At 73.3% G+C, this 22,929-nt stretch carries 18 protein-coding genes; 5 read left to right on the top strand and 13 right to left on the bottom strand.

Annotated elements, in window-relative coordinates:
- Positions 1–88 precede the first annotated feature (88 nt).
- The gene (locus ACFPIJ_RS54665) at positions 89–2,074 is read right to left on the bottom strand and encodes an FG-GAP-like repeat-containing protein (RefSeq protein WP_380127505.1); all 1,986 of its coding nucleotides are present in this window, start codon (positions 2,072–2,074) and stop codon (positions 89–91) included.
- A 48-nt stretch (positions 2,075–2,122) separates the two neighbouring features.
- Between ACFPIJ_RS54665 and ACFPIJ_RS54660 the strand changes: the two genes are divergently transcribed.
- Positions 2,123–2,884 carry a TIGR03089 family protein gene (locus ACFPIJ_RS54660; RefSeq protein WP_380127504.1) on the top strand — a complete coding sequence of 254 codons (762 nt, stop codon included), beginning with the start codon at positions 2,123–2,125 and terminating at the stop codon, positions 2,882–2,884.
- Here the strand turns inward: ACFPIJ_RS54660 and ACFPIJ_RS54655 are convergent.
- From ACFPIJ_RS54655 to ACFPIJ_RS54640, 4 genes are all read right to left on the bottom strand, one after another.
- Positions 2,874–4,808 carry an acetoacetate--CoA ligase gene (locus ACFPIJ_RS54655; RefSeq protein ID WP_380127503.1) on the bottom strand — a complete coding sequence of 645 codons (1,935 nt, stop codon included), beginning with the start codon at positions 4,806–4,808 and terminating at the stop codon, positions 2,874–2,876. The genes ACFPIJ_RS54660 and ACFPIJ_RS54655 overlap by 11 nt on opposite strands.
- 225 nt (positions 4,809–5,033) lie before the next feature.
- The gene (locus ACFPIJ_RS54650) at positions 5,034–6,125 is read right to left on the bottom strand and encodes a hypothetical protein (protein WP_380127502.1); all 1,092 of its coding nucleotides are present in this window, start codon (positions 6,123–6,125) and stop codon (positions 5,034–5,036) included.
- On the bottom strand, positions 6,122–6,664 hold the full coding sequence (locus ACFPIJ_RS54645) for an RNA polymerase sigma factor (protein WP_380127501.1): 543 nt from the start codon (positions 6,662–6,664) through the stop codon (positions 6,122–6,124). The genes ACFPIJ_RS54650 and ACFPIJ_RS54645 overlap by 4 nt, the downstream gene beginning before the upstream one ends.
- 36 nt (positions 6,665–6,700) lie before the next feature.
- Positions 6,701–7,201 (bottom strand): acyl-CoA thioesterase, encoded by a 501-nt coding sequence (locus ACFPIJ_RS54640; RefSeq protein ID WP_203845316.1) that lies wholly within the window; start codon positions 7,199–7,201, stop codon positions 6,701–6,703.
- 24 nt (positions 7,202–7,225) lie between these two features.
- Here ACFPIJ_RS54640 and ACFPIJ_RS54635 point away from each other — a divergent pair, with 24 nt between their 5' ends.
- Both ACFPIJ_RS54635 and ACFPIJ_RS54630 read left to right on the top strand, forming a co-directional pair.
- Complete coding sequence (locus ACFPIJ_RS54635) at positions 7,226–10,678, top strand: hypothetical protein (protein ID WP_380127500.1); 3,453 nt, start codon at positions 7,226–7,228, stop codon at positions 10,676–10,678.
- 202 nt (positions 10,679–10,880) lie between these two features.
- Complete coding sequence (locus ACFPIJ_RS54630) at positions 10,881–12,488, top strand: ABC-F family ATP-binding cassette domain-containing protein (protein WP_380127499.1); 1,608 nt, start codon at positions 10,881–10,883, stop codon at positions 12,486–12,488.
- Here ACFPIJ_RS54630 and ACFPIJ_RS54625 read toward each other — a convergent pair whose 3' ends face one another.
- Positions 12,489–13,256, bottom strand: coding sequence for a helix-turn-helix domain-containing protein (locus ACFPIJ_RS54625; RefSeq protein WP_380127498.1), 768 nt, complete (start codon positions 13,254–13,256; stop codon positions 12,489–12,491). It lies immediately after the preceding gene.
- 80 nt (positions 13,257–13,336) lie between these two features.
- Here ACFPIJ_RS54625 and ACFPIJ_RS54620 point away from each other — a divergent pair, with 80 nt between their 5' ends.
- A complete protein-coding gene (locus ACFPIJ_RS54620) occupies positions 13,337–13,726 on the top strand; it encodes a nuclear transport factor 2 family protein (RefSeq protein WP_380127497.1) in 390 nt (129 codons plus the stop codon).
- Between the two features lie 515 nt (positions 13,727–14,241).
- Here ACFPIJ_RS54620 and ACFPIJ_RS54615 read toward each other — a convergent pair.
- From ACFPIJ_RS54615 to ACFPIJ_RS54590, 6 genes are all read right to left on the bottom strand, one after another.
- On the bottom strand, positions 14,242–14,964 hold the full coding sequence (locus ACFPIJ_RS54615) for a hypothetical protein (RefSeq protein WP_380127496.1): 723 nt from the start codon (positions 14,962–14,964) through the stop codon (positions 14,242–14,244).
- A gap of 469 nt (positions 14,965–15,433) precedes the next feature.
- Entirely contained in the window at positions 15,434–17,017 is a 1,584-nt protein-coding gene (locus tag ACFPIJ_RS54610) for a hypothetical protein (protein ID WP_380127495.1), read from the bottom strand.
- The gene (locus tag ACFPIJ_RS54605; RefSeq protein ID WP_380127494.1) at positions 17,014–17,889 is read right to left on the bottom strand and encodes an ABC transporter ATP-binding protein; all 876 of its coding nucleotides are present in this window, start codon (positions 17,887–17,889) and stop codon (positions 17,014–17,016) included. The genes ACFPIJ_RS54610 and ACFPIJ_RS54605 overlap by 4 nt, the downstream gene beginning before the upstream one ends.
- On the bottom strand, positions 17,886–18,704 hold the full coding sequence (locus ACFPIJ_RS54600) for a zf-HC2 domain-containing protein (RefSeq protein ID WP_380127493.1): 819 nt from the start codon (positions 18,702–18,704) through the stop codon (positions 17,886–17,888). Before ACFPIJ_RS54600 ends, ACFPIJ_RS54605 begins: the two co-directional genes overlap by 4 nt.
- Positions 18,701–19,240, bottom strand: a complete 540-nt coding sequence (locus ACFPIJ_RS54595; RefSeq protein WP_380127492.1) for an RNA polymerase sigma factor — start codon at positions 19,238–19,240, stop codon at positions 18,701–18,703. The genes ACFPIJ_RS54600 and ACFPIJ_RS54595 overlap by 4 nt, the downstream gene beginning before the upstream one ends.
- A gap of 51 nt (positions 19,241–19,291) precedes the next feature.
- A complete protein-coding gene (locus ACFPIJ_RS54590) occupies positions 19,292–20,716 on the bottom strand; it encodes a glycoside hydrolase family 76 protein (protein WP_380127491.1) in 1,425 nt (474 codons plus the stop codon).
- A gap of 154 nt (positions 20,717–20,870) precedes the next feature.
- On the opposite strand from ACFPIJ_RS54590, the gene ACFPIJ_RS54585 reads away from it, so the two are divergent.
- Positions 20,871–22,535 carry a GDSL-type esterase/lipase family protein gene (locus ACFPIJ_RS54585; protein WP_380127490.1) on the top strand — a complete coding sequence of 555 codons (1,665 nt, stop codon included), beginning with the start codon at positions 20,871–20,873 and terminating at the stop codon, positions 22,533–22,535.
- 10 nt (positions 22,536–22,545) lie between these two features.
- Here ACFPIJ_RS54585 and ACFPIJ_RS54580 read toward each other — a convergent pair whose 3' ends face one another.
- Positions 22,546–22,929 carry a hypothetical protein gene (locus ACFPIJ_RS54580; RefSeq protein ID WP_380127489.1) on the bottom strand — a complete coding sequence of 128 codons (384 nt, stop codon included), beginning with the start codon at positions 22,927–22,929 and terminating at the stop codon, positions 22,546–22,548.

The raw sequence follows: 22,929 nt of genomic DNA, 5'->3' as shown, positions 1-22,929 counted from the left end.
AGGCGCGACACGTCAGGCAAAGCCTACGCCCGAACCCCGGGTGATCGATGTCCACGACGCGACAAGGGCGTGTCGACGGAACCGACGTTCAACTCAACGGCATCGCGATGTCACCGGGAGCGCCGACGTCGTAGCCGCCCGCATCGCGGATGTCGAACCGACCGTCGTGGAACACCGCCGGATCGGCCCGGCCGTCGCCGTCGTACTGTGCGGAGACGGGCCGGCCGGCGGCACCGCCGAACCGGATGGCGGGCTGGCCGTCGATGGTGAACTGCTGGGTGGCCGGGGACCAGGTCGCCGCGTCGATCGTGCCGTTGCCGTCATAGTCCGCGGGGACGGCGAACTGGCCGGGCCCGCCCACCTTGAACTCGCGCAGCGCCTTGATCGCCCACAGACCGGTCGACGGGCGCCAGATGGCGACCTCGGCCCGGCCGTCGCCGGTGTAGTCGGCCGGGACGGGCACGTCGCCGGGCACGCCGAGCTGCACCTCACCGATGCCCTTGATGTACCAGATGCCGGTCGCCGGCCGGAAGACCGCCAGCTCGGCGGTGCCGTCCCCGTCGAAGTCGGCGGGGGCCGGCACGTCACCGGGGAGACCCCACTGGACGGTCCTGCGGCCCTCGCCGCTCAGCAGCATGCTCCAGTTGCCGGTCGTCGGTGACCAGGTCGCGACGTCGTCCCTGCCGTCGCCGTTGTAGTCGGCCGCGACCGGGATCTCGTTCGGGGCGCTGGTGAAGACGGGTTCGGGCACACCCTGCAGATGCACGGTGCCGTCGCTCGGGCGGTACACCGCGAGCAGCGTCCGCACGAGCTCCGGTTTGACGAGGTCGCCGAGCAGCGCGCCCGCGCGGTCGCGGATCCAGGGCAGCGCGGCGAGGCCCTTGGCGCCCGGGCACTCGGTCGGGTTGGTCTGCTGGTGCGGGAAGACCCGCGGCACCGTGACGGTGGTGCCGGCCGGATACTTCGACGTGGACCCGCCGCCGGTGAGGCTGACGCTGCCGTGCGGGTCGATGGCCTGGTGCAGTGAAAGTTTCCAGGCGGTGTACTGCGCGGCGGCCTCCTGGACGACCTGCGGGACGTTCACGGTGCGGAAGTCGCCGATCATCGCGATGCCCGCGGTGCCGGTGTTGAACCCGCCGGCCTGGGCGCCGACGACCGGCCGGGACAGCCCGCCGGAGCGGCCCTCCCAGAGCCGGCCGAAGCGGTCCACGAGCACGTTGTAGCCGATGTCGCCCCAGCCGCGGCTGACCGTCTGGTACTGGTAGATCGACCGGAGGATCTTCGGCACGTCCTCCGGGGTGTACTCGTTGCCGGTGGCGGTGTGATGCAGTGCGACGGCCTTCACGTACGGGGCGTACTGCGGCCGCCAGTCCATCTGCTGCTCGTTGGCGCCCCAGCTGGCCCGGCGCAGGATGGTCGGCATGGACGGCCGCAGCCCGACGAGCTGACTCTCGGTGACCGGCGCGGCCGGCACCGTGTCGCTGGGCGCGTCGTTGGGGTCGATGAGGTCGGCGGCGATGTCGTGCGGCGCGGGTCCACCGGTGGTGGTGACGGCCAGCTGCACGCCGTCGGCCTTGCCGGTCCAGACGAGTTCGGCGCCGCCCCGCTGGGCCCGGCCGGGCGCGATGTCACGGTCGGCCTCGCCGGCGTCCACGGTGCGCCAGGCGCTCCACGCACCGCCGGGGACATGGTGACGAACGGCGACTTTGACGGCGCCGATCCGGCCGGTCTCCTGCCACGTGACGCCGACGGCGCTGAACGGCGCGGTGGCCTCGCGGGTGACGGAGAGCGTCCGGGCCTTCGCACCCCGTGCGTACCGCTCAGCAACGGCTGGGGCAGCGGTGACGCCCGCGGCGGGGCGGTCGAAGTTGCCCAGCGGGATCCGCGTGACCTGCGTGGCCACCCCGGGACTGGCGTTGGCCTTCTCAGGGTTGGCCCACCGGATCGGCTCGGCGAGGTTCGGGGGCGGCGGCAGGAACGGGATGCGCGGGTCGGCGATGGCACCGCCGGTGCTCAGCAGGGCGACGGCGACGCCGCCGACGGCGACAAGGTTGAGCCGCCGGTATCGTCGCATTGCCCATACCCCCATCGCACACCACGAAAGAACCCGATTGGAGATGCTATGGGAGGATTTTCCGGACATATGGGAAATACAGTTCCTTCACTCTTCGCGGCAAATGTCGGTCGAGACCCGTCACTTCCGCTGCTGACGTTCTACGACGATGCCACCGGCGAACGGATCGAACTGTCCGGCGCGACGCTTGCCAACTGGGTCGCGAAGACGGCGAACCTGCTGGTCGACGGGTGCGGCCTGGGCCCCGGCGACACCGCCGGCGTCTGGCTCCCGCCGCACTGGCAGACCTCGGCCGTGCTGCTCGGCCTCTGGTCGGCCGGGGTCACCGTGGCCTACGGCGAGCCGACCGCGGCCGGCACCGACATCGAGTTCGCCTCGCTGCGGGCCGTCGAGGCTGGTGTGCCGACCGGACCCGCCGACCGGTTCGTCCTCGGCCTCGCACCGATGGGCCTGCCGCTGCGGGAGGTGCCGGCCGGCTGGGCGGACTACGTGATCTCGGCCCGCCAGCACGGCGACTACTTCCCCGGCGCGGCCGTCGCCGCGGACACCGGGGCGCTGCTCAAGACCGACGGCTCGCTCGACAGCCATGCCACCGTGCTGGAGCGCGCCCAGACCCGGGCCGCCGAACTGGGAATCACGGGCGGCCGGGTGCTCATCGACGCGGACGCCTACCCGTACCCCCTCGACTGGCTGCTGGCACCGCTGTCGGTGGGGGCGAGCGTGGTGCTCAGCGTCAACACCGACCTGTCGAAGCTGCCCGCGCGGGCCGGCTCCGAGCAGGTCGGCGTCACCGTGGGACCTACGCTCTAGCGGCTCGCACCGCCTCGAAGTAGCGCAACGACTCCGGGTTGGCCAGGGCGCCCTTCGCGGCGGCCTGGTCCACGGGTGTGCCGGTGAGGATCCGTTTCACCGGCACCTCCAGCTTCTTGCCCGACAGCGTCCGCGGCACCGCGTCGACCTGGAACACCTGGTCCGGCACGTGCCGCGGGGACAGGGCGGTGCGCAATTCCCGCCCGATGGCGGCGCGCAGCGCGTCGTCGAGCGTCAGGCCAGGGCGCAGCACCACGAACAGCAGCAGCTCGCCCGCTCCTCCCTCAGGATCTTCGAGGTGTACGACCACCGAGTCGACGACCTCTTCGAGGCTCTCCACCACGGAGTAGAACTCACTGGTGCCGAGCCGGACGCCACCGCGGTTGAGCGTGGCGTCGGAGCGGCCGGTGATCACGCAGGCACCGGTGCCGTCGATGGTGATCCAGTCGCCGTGCCGCCACACGCCGGGGTAGGTGCCGAAGTACGCGTCGGCGTACCGGGACCCGTCGTCGTCGCCCCAGAACCCGACCGGCATGCTCGGCATCGGCGCGGTGATCACGAGCTCGCCGAGCTCGCCGATGACGGGGGTGCCGTCGGCCGCGTACGCCTCGACCCGGGCGCCGAGGGCCCGGCAGGCGATCTCCCCCGCGTGGACGGGCAGCAGCGGCACGCCACCCACGAACGCCGTGCACACGTCGGTGCCCCCGGACGCGGAGGCGAGCAGCACCCGGTCCGAGACCGTCTCGTACACCCACTCGAACCCCTCGGGCGGCAACGGGGCACCGGTCGAGCCCACACCGCGCAGCGCGGACAGGTCGGCGAGCTCACGTGGTACCAGCGCCGCTTTTCGGCAGGAAAGCAGGAACGGCGCCGAGGTGCCGAAGTAGGTGGTGCGGGACTCGGCCGCGACCCGCCACAGCCAGCCCAGGTCGGGATGGGCGGGGTTGCCGTCGACGAGGACGATCGCGGCGCCGACCGCCGGGCCGGAGACCAGGTAGTTCCACATCATCCAGCCGGTAGTGGTGAACCAGAAGAACCGGTCGCCGGCGCCGAGGTCGTGGTGCAGGGCGAGCATCTTGAGGTGCTCGAGCAGGATGCCCCCGTGGCCGTGGACGATCGGCTTCGGCAGGCCCGTGGTCCCGGAGGAGTACAGCACGTAGAGCGGGTGCGCGAACGGCACCGGCGCGAAGGTCAGCTCGTCGTCGCCGTCGTCCCAGGGACTCGCGGTCCCGTGCAGGTACGGGATCTCGATGAATGCCTCGAGCGACGGCAGCGCCGCCCGGATCGCCGCGACCTCGGACCGCCGGTCGACGGCCTTGTCGCCGTAGCGGTAACCGTCGACGGCGACCAGCACCTTCGGCTCGATCTGCTGCCACCGGTCGACCACCGAGCGGGTGCCGAACTCGGGCGCGCAGCTGGAGAAGATCGCGCCGAGGGCCGCCGTGGCGAGCATGAGGACGAAGGTCTCGGGGATGTTGGGCGCGTACGCCGCGACCCGGTCACCTTCGGTGACGCCCAGCCGCCGCAGCGTCGCCTGCGCCCGGCGCACCTGCTCGCGCAGCTCGGCAGCGGTGAGCGTGACCGGCTCCCTGGTCTGCGAATACGCCAGGACGATCGGCTCGTCGTCGGCGACGCCGGGCATCCGCAGCACGTGCTCGGCGTAGTTGAGGCGCGCGCCCGGGAACCAGTCGGCGCCGGGCATCCGCGCGTCGGGCAGCGCCGCCGTCGCCGGCTGGTGCGCGATGACCTCGAAGTGGTCCCAGATCGCCTGCCAGAACACCGCCGGATGGTCGACCGACCACTGCCACAACTGCTGGTAGTCCTCGAACTCCAGCCCCCGCTCGCTGGACAGCCACCGCAGGAACACACCGATGCGGGTGCGGTCGCGGACGTCTGCCGGGGGTCGCCACAGTTCCTTCGCCATCCGACCATCTTCCTGCACGCCCGAACGATCGCTCAGTGTGGGCCGCCGACATCTGGTTCGGCGTTTCCGTGTGGCGCCGCGGGGTGATCGATGCTGGTATGACGCTGTCGTTGCCGCACCACCACCGCCCGCAGTCGGTGTGGCGGCGCTCCGGCTGGACCGCCGCCCTCACCGTTTTTGCTGTACTCATGCCCTACCGGGCGTGGGTCACGTTCGCGTCGGCGCTCAACGCTTCGGTGTGGTGGTTGCATCGCCAGGCTCCGGCGCCGGCGTCCCCCGCTCCGGCCCGACGGCCGGCCGGGGCTGCACCCCGACGTCGACGAAGTTGAACTTGCCCAGTTTGACGACCAGGTCGAGCAGGGCGTACGAGTCGCCGACGTATCGCCCGGTCGCCGGGTCGAACAGTACGCACCTCGTGCCCTCCGCCTGGCTGGGCGCGCAGATCACGTCGTACTGCCTGCCCGCGATCGTCGCCGTGGTCGCCCGCACCGACGGCAGTTCGCCGATCGCGAGGTAGAGCGTGCGGCGCTGGGCCGCGGTCAGCAACGGGTCGGCGAAGTGCAGCACCTGGTGCAGCCGTTCGAAGATCATCGCGCCGGCGTCGCGGCCCGGGTGCTGCCGCTGGGACCAGTCCAACCAGGACGCGGCGATGGCGTGGGCCTGACCGGCGTCGGTGGGGAACGCCGCGACATAGGCGGCGTTGGGGTTGGTCAGGCCGGCTGGCTCGCGCTTCGACGATGCCGTGTACTCGTCGATCTCTCGCTGCGACGAAAGGCGGTCAATCGGCCTGGGCGAGCCGTCGTTGCGGCGGATCCGCAGTGTGGCGCCGCTCCTGACGTCCATCCACACCTCGTGGATGTATCGGGTGTCGCCGTCGGTGAGCGAGTACGACTTGACGTACAGGACCTGGTCGGGCCCGATGACCAGCGGCCCGTCGGTCTGCTTCGCGGCCAACCTGGTCAGCGCCTCGACCGCCTGCGCGTGGGTGCCGCCCGCCTGGCCGGTGACGGACGGGTTCATCGGCGCCTTCGTGCCCTGGGTGACCGGCAGGTCAGCCGCGTCGGTGCGCTGCTGCGTGCTCGGCGTTGCCCGCTGCTCCGGCTGAGCGCCCGGCCGGTCATGCCGTGACACGGTGGCCGCCCCACCCACCACCACAGCGACAGCAACGGCGGCACCGGCGGTCGCGAGCACCCACGACCTCCTGCGGCGCGGCGGCTCCGGCCGGGCCAGCTGCCAGCGCCCCCTGGTCAGGGCGCCCTCGCGGGGTTCGTCCAGGTCGGCGCGGAACTCCCGAACCGCGGCGATGTCGTCATTCATCGGTCTTCACCCTCCAGTGACTTGCGCAGCCTGGTCCGGGCCCGGTGCAGCGCCGACTGGACCGTGCCGACCGGCAGGTCCAGGGCCTCGGCGATCTCCGCGTAGGACAACTCGGCGACCGCGAACAGCAGCAGCACGTCCCGCTGCCGCCGGGGCAGCTTCGCCAGCACCCGCGCAACCTTCCGCGATCGGCGCTGCGCGTCGGTGCGCTCCTCCGTGCGGGTCGCGTGGCTCTCCTGGGCCGCCGGCGCGAGCAACGGGTCCGTGCCCGTCCTGGCGAGCGCGCGGTACCCCCGCACCTCGTCCCGGCGGTGCCGGTTGAGCACGTTCGTGGCGATGCCGAACAGCCACGGCAGCGGCGGCTGGTCCTGCGCATAGGCGTGGCGGCGCTCGTAGGCGACGAGGAACGTCTGCGCGACGACGTCCTCGGCGAGGTCCGGCCCGACGCGGCGGGCACAGTAGCGGTACAGCGTCCGCGCGTGCTCGTCGTAGAGGGCGGTGAAGCCGTCCGCGATCAAGAGGTTGCCTTCCGGGTCCACACCTCTTCTTGTCCGGACGCTGTCGCCGTGTTCCCCCTATTTCTGGCGGTGCTGCTGGATCGCCTCGCGGCGGGCCAGGCGGTGCTCGCGGCGGATCTCGGCCTCCCGCCAGCGGCCCTCGTTCTCGGGCGAGTCGGGCACCACCGGCGGCACCGGCCGCGGCTTGCCCTCGGCGTCGACCGCGACGAACACCAGGTACGCCGTCGCGACGACGACCGGGTCCGCCACCTCGTCCCAGCGCTGCGCCACCAGGCGCACCCCGACCTCCATGGACGTCGAACCGGTCCAGTTGACCTGCGCGTACGCGTGCACGAGATCACCGACCCGCAGCGGCTCCAGGAACAGGATCTCGTCGATCGACGCCGTCACCGCGGTCCCGCCGGTGTGCCGCGCCGCCGCCGCACCCGCCACATCATCGATGAACTTCATAATCACGCCACCGTGGACCGTCCCGTACAGATTCACGTCGACGGCGGTCATGATCCGGGTCAGCGTGACCCGTGAATACGCGGTCGGTCGGCCGGTGTGCTCCTGCATGACACAGACGGTACGGTGCGAACCATGCGACACGTGGGAAGCCTGATCGCGGGGATGTTGATCGCCCCGATCGCGTGGCTGCTGATCGCTCTCGGCCAGCAGAAATCCACCGAAACGGTGGCGGAGTGGGTGCAGCAGGGCGCCTTCGACAGCGTCGATCTCATCGCACCCGCCGCGTACCTCCTCGGCGCCGGTCTCATCATCGGCCTCATCGCCACTCTGCGCATCTCTCCCGTCGGCCCGATCGTGGCCGGCCTGGCGCTGCTCGGCCTCTACGTGAGCCTCTTCATCGACCCGCTCGGCGCCCTCGACGGCCTGCCGGCCGACTACAAGCTCGCCGGCCTCACGATCAACCTGCAGCTGCCCATCGTGAACGGCACCACCGCCGTCCTCGGCCTGGCCCTGCTGGTCGCCGCCGCGAGCGTCAAGCGCTGGCGCGCGTGGCCCTCGCCCGCGCCGATCGCCGCCGGCGGTGGTGGTGAGCCGGTCGACCCGCACGAGTTCCCGCTCGGTCAGGGCCCGAAGGCGCCGCCGCAGTTCGCCACCCGGACCCCGTACGCGCCGCAGACCGCGGAGTTCCCATCAGCGGGCGCGACGTCCGTCCTCCCGCCGTACGGCGCTGCGACTGGCCCCGGCGCCGCCGGAGCCACGTCGGTCATGCCGACGTACGGCGCGGCCGCCGGGCCGGGCGGCCCCGCCTCGAGTGGTCCTGTCTCGGGTGGCCCAGCCAGCGGTGCCGCGTTCGGGCAGGGCCTGGGCAGCGACGCGACGCAGCCGGTCTCGATGCCGCCGGTCTCGGCACCGCCGCAGGCACGGTCGGCGTCCGGGTATCCGCCGCCGGCTTCCTTCCCGCCGCCCGTCTCGTCCGCGCCGCCGGTCTCGTCCGCGCCGCCGGTCTCGTCCGCGCCGCCGGTCTCGTCCGCGCAGCCCGGGGCGGTCGCGCAGCCTGGGTCGTTCCCGCCGCCGGGTGGCTTCGGGCAGCCGCCGGCCGGGCCGGTGTCCGGTCCCGGGGCTGGATCTGGGTCCGGCGCTCAGGCGCCCGCGGCCGGGCGGCCCGGTCAGCAGGGCGGTCCGGCGCCGGTGTCGGCACCTGGCAGCAGCGCCGCCGCACCCGGGTGGCTGACCCCTGACTCGACCGCCGCCCAGCCGCCCGCCGCGGCTGCACCGGCGACACCGCCCGGGCCGTTCCCGCCGTCGCTCGGCAAGCGGGGTGGGCCACCGGCCGCCGCCGCGACGCCGCCCGGGCCGTACCCGCCCGGTGGGGCGCCCGGTCCGGGGTCCGGCACGCAGTTCAGGCCGGCCGCTGGGAGTGGGCAGGCAGCGCAGTTCGCACCGCCCGGGTCGGCGCGTCCCGCCTCTGCGCCACCCGCACCGCAGTCCGGCCACCCCGCGTCCGCGCCACCCTTCGCAGGACCGGCGTCCGCGCCGCCCGCGCCACATCTCGCAGGCCCGGCGTCCGGACCCGCGTCAGCACCGCCCGCGCCGCAACCCGGCCAGCCCGCGTCCGCGCCGCACCTCGCAGGCCCGGCGTCGGGACCCGCGTCAGCGCCGCCCGCACCACATCTCGCAGGCCCTGCGTCGGGACCCGCGTCAGCACCGCCCGCGTCGCACCTCGCAGGCCCGGCGTCCGGACCGGCGTCAGCGCCGCCCGCGCCGCAGTTTGCGGGCCCGGCGTCCGTGCCGCCGGCACCGCAGTTCGCACCGCCCGGATCGACGCGTCCCGCCTCTGCGCCACCCGCGCCGCCGACCGGCCAGCCCGCAGCCGCACCGTACTCCGCGTTGCCGGGCCCTGCGTCTGGGTCGCCCGCACCGCAGCCCGGCCAGCCGGCCGGTGCACCGCCCGCACCGCACCTCGCGGGGCCGCCACTCGCACCGCAGTTCGCGGGCCCGGCGTCCGGACCCGCGTCCGCACCACCGGCACCGCAGTTCGCACCGCCGATTGGCCAGCCCGCATCCGCACCGCCCGCGCCGCATCTCGCGGGACCGGCGTCAGGCCCGGCGTCCGCACCACCCGCGCCGCAGGCACCGCAGTTCGCAGGACCGGCGACCGGACCCGCGTCCGCACCACCGGCACCGCAGTTCGCACCGCCGATTGGTCAGCCCGCATCCGCACCGCCCGCGCCGCATCTCGCGGGACCGGCGTCAGGCCCGGCGTCCGCACCACCCGCGCCGCAGGCACCGCAGTTCGCGGGACCGGCGACCGGACCCGCGTCCGGGCCACCGGCATCACCGTTCGCGCCCTCGGCCGCTCCGCAGGCACCGCAGTTCGCGGGGCCCGCATCCGCGCCGCCGGCACCGCCCGCACCGCAGTTCACGGGACCTGCCTCCGGCCCGGCGTCCGCACCACCGGCGCCGTCGGCGCCGCAGTTCGCAGGGCCGGCATCCGCGCCGCCAGCACCACAGTTCGCTCCTCCGGCGACCAACCAGCCCGCGTCCGCACCACCGGCGCCGCACTCTGCACCGCCCGCACAGCACGCCGCACCGCCCGCACCGCAGCCGGCGCCGGTGGGGTTCGGTGGGGTGGGCGACGCCGGCGGGCAGGGTGCTCCGCCGTTGCGGGCCGCTGGTGGAGGCGCGTCCGGCAGTGGAGAAACGGCGCCCACAGGGGGCACGCCATGGTCCGGGGTGCCCGGTGGGCTGACCGGCGGGCCGGCTGGTGAGACCGCGGGGCAGGGCGACCCGGCCGGGAGCGAGCTGCCGACGCGGCCGCTGACTGCGCCGACGTCACCGCCTGCGCCGTACGGTGGTAGCGGGCAACCGCGTCCCGCCGCCGAGCCGGCCGCGCCCGGGATCCCGCAGACCAGGTACGGGCGGCCGAGCACGAGCGAACCCGCCACCGAACCGTTCGGTGGCGCACAGCAGACGCCGCCCCCGGCCGCCGCACCGCCTGCGATGCCGATCGCCGGTGGTGGTGGGGCGTTGCCGTCCCGGGCGGCCCGCTCCGAAGTGGTGCCGGAGACGTCGATCCTCGCTGGGCCGTCGTTTGACGGGTTCAGTGCCGGGCGGCGGGGCGTGCGCGAGGAGGAGACCGAGGCGTTCCACCATCCCGCACGGCAGTCCGGGCCGCCGTCGCGACCCCGGCACGCGGCGCAGAGCGAGACGGGCGAACACCCGACGGTCGGCACCGGCGACGACGGCGCGACGAGCCGGTTCATGCCGATGCGGGCCACCGACCCCGTGCCGGGCTCCGGCCCTGGGCCCGACGTCGACGCGGAGGCAACCACCCGGATCGGTCCCGTCGACCCGGACGTGACCACCCGGCTCGACGCGCCCAGCGCGGCGGAGCAGGCCGAACGCCGGGCGGCGTTCGCGCGGGGCGAAGCGGAACGGCGCGCCAACGCGCAGGCCGAGCTCGAACGGCTCGCCGCCGAGCGAGCCGCCAGCGCCGGTGACAGCGGCAGTGGCAGCGACAGCGACAGCGGCGACGACGAGCCCCCGACGTCGCCGTGGTCCGCACCACCCCGCACCCACACCTGAACCACGGCACAACAACCGCACAGCACGTAGCGCCGCGAGGGCCGTCACCTGTGAAGGGGGCGGCCCTCGGTATATCGGTGGCAGCGCCGCGGCGGGCGGGAGATGATGCTGGGGTGTGATTCGAGGGACGCGTCGAACCGCCTGACCGGGGACCCCGGCGGGCACTGTTCCCGTCCGCTCTCACACCCGCTGCGAGGCCACCTTGCTACGCGCTGTCTCCCTGTCCAAGCACTATGACGCCGAGCTGCTGTTCGAAGGCGTCGAGCTCACCCTGAACGCCGGCGACCGGCTCGGCCTGGTCGGGCCCAACGGGGCCGGTAAGACCACGCTGCTGCGGGTCCTGACCGGCGCCGAGAAGCCGACGAGCGGCCACGTCAGCCTCGCACCCGGCCGGCGGATCGGGTACTTCGCTCAGCAGGTACCAGATCCCGGGCTTTCTGTTCTTGCCTTTCTGTGTGACGGCGAGGTCGACCGGCTGGCCCGCCGGATGCGCGAGCTCGAGACCGGGCTGGCCGACGACCTCACGCTCCTCGACGAATACGGGCGGGTCCAGGACCGCTGGCTGGCCCTTGAGGGCTGGTCGGCGCCACAGCGGCGGGCCGAGGTCCGCGAACGGCTCGACATCGCGCACCTGCCCGACGACCTGCCGCTCGGCGACGTCAGCGGCGGCGAGCAGGCCCGGCTGATGCTGGCCCGGGTGCTGCTGTCGACCCCCGACGTGCTGATCCTGGACGAGCCGACGAACCACCTCGACGCGGCCGGCACGGCGTGGCTCGGTGAGTTCCTCGCGGCGTTCCGCGGCGCGGTCATGGTCGTCACGCACGACCGTGCGTTCCTCGACCGGACGGTGACCAGGATCGTCGAGCTCGACGGCATCCACACCCAGCCGCAGTGGTACGAGGGCGGCTACACCGACTACCGGGCCGAGAAGACCCGCCGCTGGCAGAAGCTCCTGCTCGACCACGAGGCGCAGGAGAAGTACCGGCGCCGCCTGGAGGCCGACATCGCGACCACCGCCGAGCAGGCCCGCGGCGTCGAGCAGTCGGTGCGCTCGGGGCTCGGTTCGGACAAGATCCGCCGGTACGCGAAGAAGGTCGCCAAGAAGGCCAAGTCCCGCGAGCGGCGGCTGACCCGGCAGCTCACGTCGGCCCGGTGGATCGCCGAGCCGACCACCCGTCCCCCGCTCACGCTCGCCTTCCCGTCCCCCGCCCCGGACCCGGACGCCTCGGTCATGGCCGCCCGCGGCCTCACGGTGAAGCTCGGCTCGCGGCGCATCCTCGACGACGTCGACCTGGACGTCCACGGCCGCATCCTGGTCACCGGCCCCAACGGCGCCGGCAAGACCACCCTGTTGCGGGCCCTGTCCGGCGCGCTCCCACTGGACGCGGGGACCGTCACCACCGAACTGGACGTCGCCGTGCTCCCGCAGACCCACGACGACCTTCGTGGCGACGACCGGACCGTGCTGGGATACTTCCGTTCCAGGGTCCCGGTGTACGTCGACGAGGCCGAATCCCTCCTCGAAGCGCACCTGTTCGGCCCGGACGAGTGGGACCGCCGGCTGCGTGACCTCAGCGCCGGCGAACTGCGCCGCCTGCTCCTCGCCGTCATCGTCAACACCGGCGCCCAGATCCTCTTCCTCGACGAACCCACCAACTACCTCGACTTCGAGGCGATCGACGTCGTCGAGGAGGCCCTCCGCGCGTACCACGGCACGATGGTGATGATCACGCACGATGCGTACTTCGCCCGCAATGTCGGCTTCGACCAGCGCTGGGAGGTCGGCGCCGGCCACGTGGCCGCGGCGTGACTATCCCTCGAAGTAGGCGGCGCTCTCCGCGTCTGCCGGGTAGTACGACTCGATCGCGATCTCGTCGACCGTGATGTCCATCGGGGTGCCGAACGTCGTGATGGTCGAGAACAGCCGCAGCTCCCGCCCGCCGACCCGGAGCACCATCGGGATCACCACGTCCGCGTCGACCCGCCGGCCCGCCGTGCCCTCGGGCTCGTGGGCCAGCAGTTCGTCGTAGAGCGCGGCAAGCTCCGGGTCGGGTGCGGTGGCGAGCTGGCGTGCGATCCGGGCCCGGAACACCGCCCGCACGTCGGCGAGGTTGACAACCATGGACGCGAACCCGCGCGGGTCCAGACCCAGCCGCACCAGGTTCACCGGCGGCCGCAGCAGCTCGGGAGCGACCTGCCCGAGGAACGGCTCGACCGCGCGGTTGGTCATCAGGATGTTCCACCGGCGATCGAAGACCAGCGCCGGGTACGGCTCGTGCGCCCGGAGCACCCGGCGGACCGCGTCGAGGGCGGCCGACAGGGCGGTGTCGTCGAGCGGGCGCTCCGCGTACCGGGGCGCGAAACCGGCGGCGAGCAGCAGCCGGTTGCGCTCCCGCAGCGGCACCTGGAGCTGCTCGGCGAGCCGCAGGACCATGTCCGCGCTCGGTTTGGACCTGCCGGTCTCGACCAGGCTGACGTGCCGGGCCGAGACATCCGCGGCGATTGCCAGGTCGAGTTGGCTGACCCCCCGGCGCTTCCGCCACTGCCTCAGGAGCTCCCCGACCGTGTACACGATCATGAGCGTACTGATCGTCCCGCCGGACGCCATGAAATGCGAGTTCATCGACAATCGAACGGCCCGGGGAAACACTTTCGCCCATGACCATTGCGAACAAGACCATCGTTCAACGCGCGCTGGCGGGCCTGATCGCGACGGGCGATGTCGACACGCTCGCCTCGTCCCTCAGCAACGACTTCGTCCACCACCGACCAGGTGCGGCACCCTCGACCAGGGCGGAATGGCTCGCCGCCGTCCAGACCGCGCTGGGCCCGACCGCCGGCATGCAGGTTGAGATCCTGCACCTGCTCGCCGACGACGACCACGTCGTGGTGCATTCCCGCCGACGGCTCCCCGACACGGGTCCGGAGATCGTGGTCGTCGACGTCCTGCGCATCGACAACGGCCTGATCGCCGAAGGATGGGAGATCATCGAGCCGGTCGCCCAGGCAGCCGCGAACATGACCTGGTGGGAAGCCGCCCAGCACTGACCGCGGCAAGGTGCACGGCGCCGGCAAGCGTGAAGCCGGTGCTGTTCTGACGTCAGCACCGTCGCGCCGGTGATCGAAGTCGCTGATCGGCCGGGGCGGCCGCGGCACGACTTTGATCATGGGGGCGGGTCCGTGCGGCGCCTCGCGGACTCGGGCTGTTGATCGAAGTCGGGCACGGGCTGTGCGGGAGCCTGTTGCGAAATGGCCGGCTCACGTTCCGTGCTGAGAGAAACACGGCTGTGCGGGCCGGTCGCGGCCGTCGAGGGTCGCGGCGACCATCGACGAGACGGTTTTCCGCCAAACGCAACAGGCTCGCGGACAGCCAGTCGGCGACTTCGATCACCGGGAAGGCCCGCTTCCTGCGCAGCACAGGCGGGCAACGTGGTGTGTCCTCCCCCAAGAGCCTGGTGATCGCTGCCGGTTGCGACAGCAGCCACGCCGTCGGGGCGTGCACCACACCAGCGGACGCGACCTCCGTGGGCATCGCGTCAGGTCGCCCACCGGCCTGCGCCCATTCAGCCTCGGCTGTCGGCGTGGTCCGGTGCGGCGGTGTCGTCGGCGGTCGAGCGGCGGCGGATGGTGGAGCGCTGGACGGCGGGACGGCGGCGGGTGGTGGGGCGCAGGGTCGCGGCGGCGAGGGCGGCGGCGAGGCAGCAGGCGAGCAGGACGGCCAGGCGATGATGGGCGGCGTCCCAATCGGGGCTCGTGACGGACACGAACACCGACAACCAGCGCGGGGCGAACGCGAGCGCGGCGACGACGACCAGCACGACGGGCGCCGCGGCCGGGCTGACGACGCCGCGGGGGGTGAACCGCCAGGCGACGACCGCGGCGGCCACCGCGACCGCGGCCAGGGCGGCGGCCTCGAGGGTCAGGCCGGGCAACGGCAGGTGGTCGCCGGTGCCCTCCTGAGCCCCGGCGACGGTGACGGCGATCGCCCCGGCCCACCACAGGGCCATGGCAACGGTGGCGACGGTGGTCCGGATCGCGAGGCCGTGCCAGGCGGGGGCGGGAGCCGTGGCGGTGGTCGGCTTCGCGGGGTCGTCGAACAGGAACGCCAGGCCGACAGCGGCACACGCCACGCCGAGCCGGAGCAGGGTGGCCAGGTTGTCGGGGCTGAGCGTCACGGACAGCGCCGCGGGGACGGTGACGATCGCGAGGCCGGCCGCCATCGCGCCGAGGAGCGGCGCCTGACGGGTCGCCCGCAGCGTCGGCAACACCACTGCCAGCCGGCTCATGCCGACCCTGCCCGTCCACGCGTGGCGGCCCGGGTCGGACGGCACTGGACGGACCCCTCCGGCCGGTGCACCCCTGCGCCGGTGGGGCGCCGCTCCGGCGGCGTGGCCGACCACCGGCCCGCCACCAAAGGGCCCGCCGAGACGGCCGGCGGGCCGCCGACATGGCATGCAGCCGGGCCGGGCCCTGCCGAACCACGCGCCACCACGCCGGGCACTGCCGGGCCGGGCCCTGCCGAACCACGCACCACCACGCCGGGCACTGCCGGGCCGGGCCCTGCCGAACCACGCACCACCACGCCGGGCACTGCCGGGCCGGGCACCGCCGGGCCGGGCACCACCACGCCGGGCACCGCCGGGCCAGGCCCTGCCGAACCACGCGCCACCGCGCCGGGCACCGCCGGGCCAGGCCCTGCCGAACCACAAGCCACCACGCCGGGCACCGCCGGGCCGGGCAGTGGTGGGAGTCGGGTCACGTGAGGCATGCGTGGCGCTCCTCGAGCGGGGGTTCCGGGGCGATCGGGACGCCGGCGAGCGTCGCGAAGCGGTCCGCCGGGGTGGTCGGGTCGGTGAGCTCCGTCCAGTTGGTGGCGATCAGGGCGCCGACCTCGGCGGGCGGGTGGCTCAGGGCGGCGAGGGCCGGGCCGGCGTCGCGGTCGGGGACGGACAGGCCCATGGAGGTCGTGGCGTCCATGAAGACGAGGCCGCCCGTGCTGGCGGCGTCGAGGCTGCGCAGGCCCTTGGCCGTGTCAGGGGTGGCCTGGCCGACCAGCCAGACGAGGACGGCACCGCGGGCGCCGCAGACGAGGCTGGTGGGGGTGAACGGGCTGCCGGTCATGAGGCGGAGGGCGACGGCGGCGGCGAAGCTGGCCTCGGCGGTGCCGTTGCCCCAGGTGGTGCTGACCGGGATCGCGGCCGGGGTGCCCGCGGCGGCCGCGGCGCGCTCCCAGGCGGTGTCGCGGGCGTCCTGCTCGGCGGAGGAACTGCCGTCGGTGCCGGTCGGGTAGCCGTGGGCCCAGACGCGCTGCCGGACGGCGAGGGGCTGGCCGGCGACGGTGGCGGGGACCGGGCGGCGGACGCCCTGGAGCACCGCGTCCCAGCCGGGGATCCAGGGGGTGAAGTCGGCGAAGGCGCAGTAGGTGACGTCGCCGCGGTGGTGGCAGGTCTGCATGCCTGCGGGGTTGTCGGTGGCGGTGATCGCGGCGCGGCGCAGGGCGTCGTCGGTGCGGAACTGGGCGGCGCCGGCGGTCACGGTGAAGGCCACGGCGAGCACCAGGGCGACGACGACCGGGCGACGAACGCCGGAGCGGGCGACGGCGGCGACGGCGACCAGGGCGATGAGGCCGGTCAGGTACGCGAGGTGGCGCAGCGACGGGCGGTTGACGAGGTCGGCGGGCAGGGCGAAGGGCAGGTCGCTGAACATCACCGGCAGGAGCAGCCGCAGGGCGGTGCTGCCCCTGGACGCCGCGACCAGGACGACGAACGAGGCGACGACGAACGCGAACATGGCGAGCGGGGCGACGACGGCGGAGCGCAGCAGCCTGGCAAGCAGCACCCCGACGGCGGCGAACAGCAGCACGACGGCCGGGGTCGTGGCGAGTTCGGCCGGGTCGGGGTGGCCGACGGCGCCGGGGAGCAGGGCGAGGGCGCCGATGCGGGCCGTGACGAGGACGCCGACCACGGCCGCGTATGGCAGTGGGGCGAGCAGGAACGCGGCGGTGCGCCACGGGCCGGGCAGGACGAGGACCGAGTAGAGCGCGTCGGTGTGGTGGCGGTGGGCGCGCAGTGTGTTGAGGTTGGCAACGACGAGGGCACCGCCGCCGAGGCCGAAGATGCCGAGGACCTGCAGGTCGACGGCCTTGACGTGGAGCACCGGATAGCGGTCGGTGGTGCCGGTGGCCACGTCGTAGATCCACGGGGAGACGAACAGCAGCAGCGCCGCGACGGTCAGCGGGTGGCGCAGGAACCGCACGGCCTCGAACCTCGCGAGGGCGAGCATGGCCCGATGGGGCGCCTGGGTCGCGGGCATCGCGACCGGTGTCGCGAGCGCGGTCATGGCGCACCGCCGGAGGAAAGGTCGACGAGCATCAGATAGCCGTCCTCGATGGTGGGTGGCAGCAGCTCCGCGCCGTGCGGCGGGTCGCCGACGTGGCGGTGCAGCCCGGTGCCGGTGCGCCAGGAGGCGAGGGCGCCGGGCTCGCGGGTGACGCTGGTCCAGACCCGGCCGGCGGCGAGCGCGGCGAGGTCGGCCGGGGTGCCGCTGAAGCGGACGGTGCCCTGGTCGATGACGACGACCTGGCGGCACAGGGACATGACGTCCTCGGTCTGGTGGGTGGACAGCAGCACGGCCCGCTCCTCGCCGAGGTCGGCGAACAGCTCGCGGAAGCGCATCCGCTGCTGCGGGTCGAGGCCGACCGTCGGCTCGTCGAGGATGAGCAGGTCGGGGTCGCCGACGAGGGCGGCGGCGAGGGCGACCCGCTGGCGCATGCCGCCGGACAGGGCCCGGATGCGGGTGCGGCGCTGGTCGTCGAGGCCGACGGCGGACAGGACGCGGCGGACCTCGGTGTGGCGGTCGCCGCGATGGGTGAGCTCCTTGAGGATCGCGACGTAGTCGACGAACTCGAACGTGGTGAAGCCGGGATGGAAGCCGGGGTCCTGGGGCAGGTATCCGAGGCGCCGGCGCACGGCGAGCCGGCCGGGTGCGGTGAGCGGGTCGTGGCCGAGGACGCGCAGCGAGCCGGCGTCGGGGTTGAGGGCGGTGGCGAGGATCCGCAGCAGGGTGGTCTTGCCGGCGCCGTTGGGCCCGAGCAGGCCGGTGACGCCGGTGCCGAGGGTGAGCGTGACGCCGTCGAGCGCGGCCTTGCGCCCGTAGCGCAGCACCAGGCCGTCGGCGCGGACGGCGACGTCGATACCCGCGTCGATACTCATCGGATCCTCCTGAAGGTGGTGTCGAAGACCGACGCCCGCCGGACGAGGACGGCGGCGGCGAGGACGGCGGCGAGCGCGGTGCCGCCCTGGCCGGCCGCGGTGAACAGGGCACCGGCCAGGGCGGCGACCAGGCAGGCCCAGCCGGCGCCGACGGCGAGGGCCGCGGCGGTGTTACCGAACCTCGGGGCGAGCAGCAGGGTGAGCACGGTCAGCGCGAGCGACGGCAGAAACCAGCCGGCGGCGCCGAGACCGGCCTCGGGCAGGGCCAGGCTGGCCAGGGCGCAGAGCACCGTGTTGGCGGAGACGACCGTGACGCAGCGCAGCAGGAGCAGCCGGAAGGACTGCATCGGCGCGACGAGGGCCATCTCGTAGGTGGGGTCGATGCGGGGGCCGAACGACACGGCGACGCCGATGAGTGTCAGCAGCGGTGCTGCGGCGAGGAACACGATCGGGTCGGCGAGCCGGGCGATCGTGGCGGTCATCGCGAGGGTCAGCGCGACCGCAACCAGCCACGACAGGCGCAGTGCCGGGGTCGCGGCGAGCAGCCTGGCGGTGTGGTCGGGCACGCCGAGCAGCAGCAGGAGCCGCTCGACCGGACCGGGGACGGGCGCGTCGAGGGAGGCGTCGAGGCGGGCCCAGCCGTCCTCGACGAGCTGCGGGTCGGCCTGTGCCACGCAGGCATGCAGTTGGTCGCGGCACGGTGCGCACGCGCCGAGGTGGGCCTCGACCGACCAGAGCAGTGGCCCGGCGAGCCCACCGCCGGCATACGCGTGCAGGTCGGCGTCCTGGAGGTGCCAGGCAGCGGAACGTTTCATGCCAGCTCCTGCCGTAGTTGCCGGCGGGCCCGCATCGCCCGCGTCTTGACCGTGCCGGGCGGGATGCCGAGCAGCACCGCGGCCTCGGCGGTGGTGAGGCCGTCCAGGACGGTGGCCTGGAGGACGGCCCGCAGCTCCGGGGAGAGGCGGGCCAGGGCGCCGGCGAGGTCGCCGTGCTCGACGCCGTGCAACACCTGCTCCTCGGCGGACGGCTCGTCGCGGCCGCGCAGGCGGGCCAGGAGGCGGCCGAGGCGGTGGCCGGAGCTGTTGCGGCGCAGCGCGTCGATGAGCCGCCGCGACCCGATCCGCCACAGCCAGCCGGTGACGTCACCCTCGTCGCGATAGCGCGCGGCACCACCATGCCACAGGTCGAGGAACGTCTCCTGCACCACGTCGTCGACCAGGGACTCGTCGGCACACCGATACCGCAACCGCAACGTCAACCACACGGCGTGCCGTCGATAGAACGCCTCGAACGCCGCCCGGTCGCCGGCGGCGGCCAGCGCCAGCAGATCGGCGTCAGAAGGAACCCTCACACCCCATCATCGGATCGGGTCCGCCGAACGGTTCATGCCAGGAGAAGAAAACTACGGAGCGGCGTTGAGCAGATCCACCGCGCTGTGCTGGCAGCTGTGGTTCGTGGCGGTCCGCGGCCCGGCCCAGTGGCTCCCGTAGGCGTCCAGACTGTCCCGATCGTTCAGATAGGCGCTGTCCGCGTTCCGCCGGAGATACCCATCGAACGCCCCGCCGACGGCACTGTTCAGCACACCCAGACCACGCACCGCCGCGCCCTTGAACGACACCCCGTCACCGGAGCAGGTGTTGCTCTCATTGGGCTCGCGCAGGATGCCGCCCGGTGACAGATAGCTGCTGCCGACCAGCGCGTCCCCGATCCGCCGCGCCACGGTCAGCAGCGACGCGTCCCGGGTCACACCCCAGAGCTGCACCAGCGCGTTGATCAGGACGCCCTGGTTGTAGGTCCACGTCACGGCGCCGTTGTTGCGGCACGTGCTGAGGCTGATGCCGTCGTTGACGAGGTTGGACCCGTTGAGCATGCCGGTGCTCTGGAACCAGGTCCAGCCGGCGACGGCCCGCCCGCGATACACGGTGTCACCCGGGATCCGCGCGGACAGGGCGGCGTTGAGCTGGATGTAGAGGCTGTTCTCGATGGCGTTCTTGACCTGCCGGTCGGTCTTCCACCAGACGCCACCGCCGCAGCGGGTGTCCCAGTAGGCGAACATGTGGTCGGCGCCGGCCCGGGCCGTGTTCAGGTAGCGGCTGTCCCCGGTCGCGTCGTAGGCGGCCACCCAGGCCAGGGCCCACCAGCCGGTGTCGTCGAGGTACTCGTTGCGGAACTGCCCCAGTCGCGCGTTGATCTGCTTGTCGTAGGTGGTGGCGATGGCGTACCGGTAGCTGCCCATCCCGGAGCGCCGGCTGTTGTCGATGATCGCGGTGAGTGCGTTCGCCGACGTCCACCAGTCGTCGTTGCCGAACAGGCCGGTGCCGAGGTTGTACTGCATCATCAGCGCGGTCGCCGCGGCGGTGCGCCGGTCCCACGCGTTCCAGGTGCTGCGGGTCCACGCCGTGCAGGTCAGCTCGGGCCGGTCGCCGGCCTTGCCACAGGCGCGCAGCGCCCCGACCCCGTTCGCCGCCCAGTTGTCGACGTTGAACTGCGCCGTGCGCCGGCTCGTCGCGCCCGCGGCGACAACGACAGCCCCGATGCGGCTGTCGACCCAGGTGCGGCCGCCGTCGAAGGACCGGTCCAGCCACACCTCGTCGCCGGCCTTACCGTTGTCGACGCTCGCCCACGCCATGGCGTCGGTGTCGTTGACGTGCACGGTGAAGCGCCGCCCGTACAGGGTGCTGCTCACCGGCTGCCGGTCCGACGGGGCGAGCGCGGCGTCGCGGCCGTCGCAGTAACGGTTGCAGATCGTGGTGGCGGCCTCGGCGGCCGACGCGGGGACGAGCACCGCGGCAAAGAGCGCAAGCACGGCAACGGCGCGCAGGGACACAGTTCCCTCCCGGGGAATCGTGGCCCGGACCGCCATCCGGTTTTCATCGACGATCCCCCATGCAATGGGTTCTGTCAACTCTTGACACAACCGGACGGGCGCCGACACACTCGCCACAGCCGTCAATGCCTGCGCCCGCCACGGAGGAATCTCGATGCGCCTGCTCGCCGCCGCCCTAGCTGGCTGCCTGATCGGAGCCACCCTGATAGCGGGCCCAGCCGAGGCCGCCGTCACCACCCGGCCGATCAAGATCATGCCGCTCGGCGACTCGATTACCTGGGGCGAGGGCAGCCCGACCACCTCCAGCTACCGCGCCCCGCTCTACAACCGCCTGGTCGCCGGGGCCGGCTACGCCGTGGACTTCGTCGGCTCGCAGCGCTCCGGCTCGCTGCCGGACACCGACAACGAGGGGCACTCCGGCTGGCGGATCGACCAGATCGCGGCGAACATCGACGGCTGGCTCGGCACGTACCAGCCCGACGTGGTGCTCCTGCACATCGGCACCAACGACATGAACCAGAACTACCAGGTGGGCACGGCACCGCAGCGACTCGGCGGGCTCATCGACCAGATCCTCGCGGCCCGCCCCACCGCCACCGTCCTCGTCGCGAAGATCGTGCCCGCGCTCGACGCCACCATCCAGGCACGCATCAACGCCTTCAACGCGGCCGTCCCGGGAATCGTCGGATCCCGTGGTACCAGGGCCAAGCTTGTCGATCTTTCGACGCTCGCCGCGACGGACCTCAACGACACGTTGCACCCGAACGACTCCGGCTACGCGAAGATGGCCGTGCGCTGGTACACCGCGCTGGAAACGGTCCTCGGCGACGGCCGCGACCAGCCCCTGCTGCGCTCGTCGTTCGAGACCGGCGACACCGCACCGACCTGGCTGGACAGCGCCGGCGCGGCCATCGGCGTCGGCGGTTACTGCTGCGCGCTGACCGCGATGGAGTCCTCGCCCCGGGCCGAGCTGGCCCACAGCGGCACCAGCGCGCTGATGTACTCCGGCAGCGACAACTCGGCCACCCAGTCCTACTCCTACCAGCGGATCTTCGCCGCGGACCTGCCGATCGGGCCGTCCAGCGTGCTGTCGTACTGGATCTACCCGCAGCAGGCGACCGGCACGTTCGTCGCCGTCGACCTGCAGTTCAGCGACGGCTCGGCGCTGCGCGACTCCGGCGCCGTCGACCAGTTCGGGGTCCGCGCCCACCCGCAGCTGCAGGGTGAGGGCGGCCACCTGGTGCTCAACCAGTGGAACCTGGTCCGGGTCAACCTCGGCGCCCTGGCCGGGCGCACCGTCACCCGCGTCGACGTCGGCTTCGACCGGCCGACGGGCACCGGGCCGTTCCGCGGATACGTCGACGACATCGCCGTCACGGACGAGGGCGGCGCGTACCCGGGCATCAACCTGGCCCGTGGCGCTGCCGTCACCGGCAGCGCCGCCTGCGTCGCCGCCGAGTCCCCGGCGAAGGCCACCGACGGCGTGACCACCGGCAACAGCAAGTGGTGCAGCGGCGCCGCCGGCGCATCCCTGCAGGTCGACCTCGGCGCGAGCCGCACGCTGCGGCGGTTCGTGGTCCGGCACGCGTCCGCCGGCGGCGAGGCGCAGGCGTTGAACACCCGCGCCTTCACCATCCAGGTCAGCGCCGACGCCACGACGTGGACGACCGCGGTGACCGTGACCGCCAACAGCGACGGGGTGACCAGCCACCGGATCAACCCGACCGCCGCCCGCTACGTGCGCCTGGTGGTGAGCACCCCGACGCAGACGACGGACGCGGCGACCCGCATCTACGAACTCGAGATCGAGGGCGCCTGACCACAAACCGTCAGGGACCGCCGTAACCGGGACTGGTGTCGGCCTCGTCGTCGATCACGAACGACGGGCCGACCCGGTCGCACAGCACCTTCGGGTCGAGCGGCTCCCACCTGGTCCCGGCGACGGCAAGCAGGTAGGTGCAGCCGTCGCCCCACCAGCTCGGCTCGTACGCCACGACGTCGGCCCGCTCACCGACGAACTGGAGCCGGACCTGGTCGGCGACGACACCCGCCTCGTCGTCCAGGTCGGATCCGGCGACCGTCAGCAGGACCAGCAGGCCGCCGTCGTCCTCGCGCCAGGCCCGCAGCCGGCCGCCGCGGCGCAGCTCGCCGCAGCCCGCCACGTGGATCGTGTAGGTGAAGTCGGGCTCGTCGTACACCAGCTTTGCAACCAC

It is taken from the genome of Dactylosporangium cerinum (assembly GCF_042653625.1).
In the GTDB taxonomy this organism is placed as follows: Bacteria; Actinomycetota; Actinomycetes; order Mycobacteriales; family Micromonosporaceae; genus Dactylosporangium; species Dactylosporangium cerinum.
This window is presented reverse-complemented; position numbering and strand designations above follow the sequence as displayed.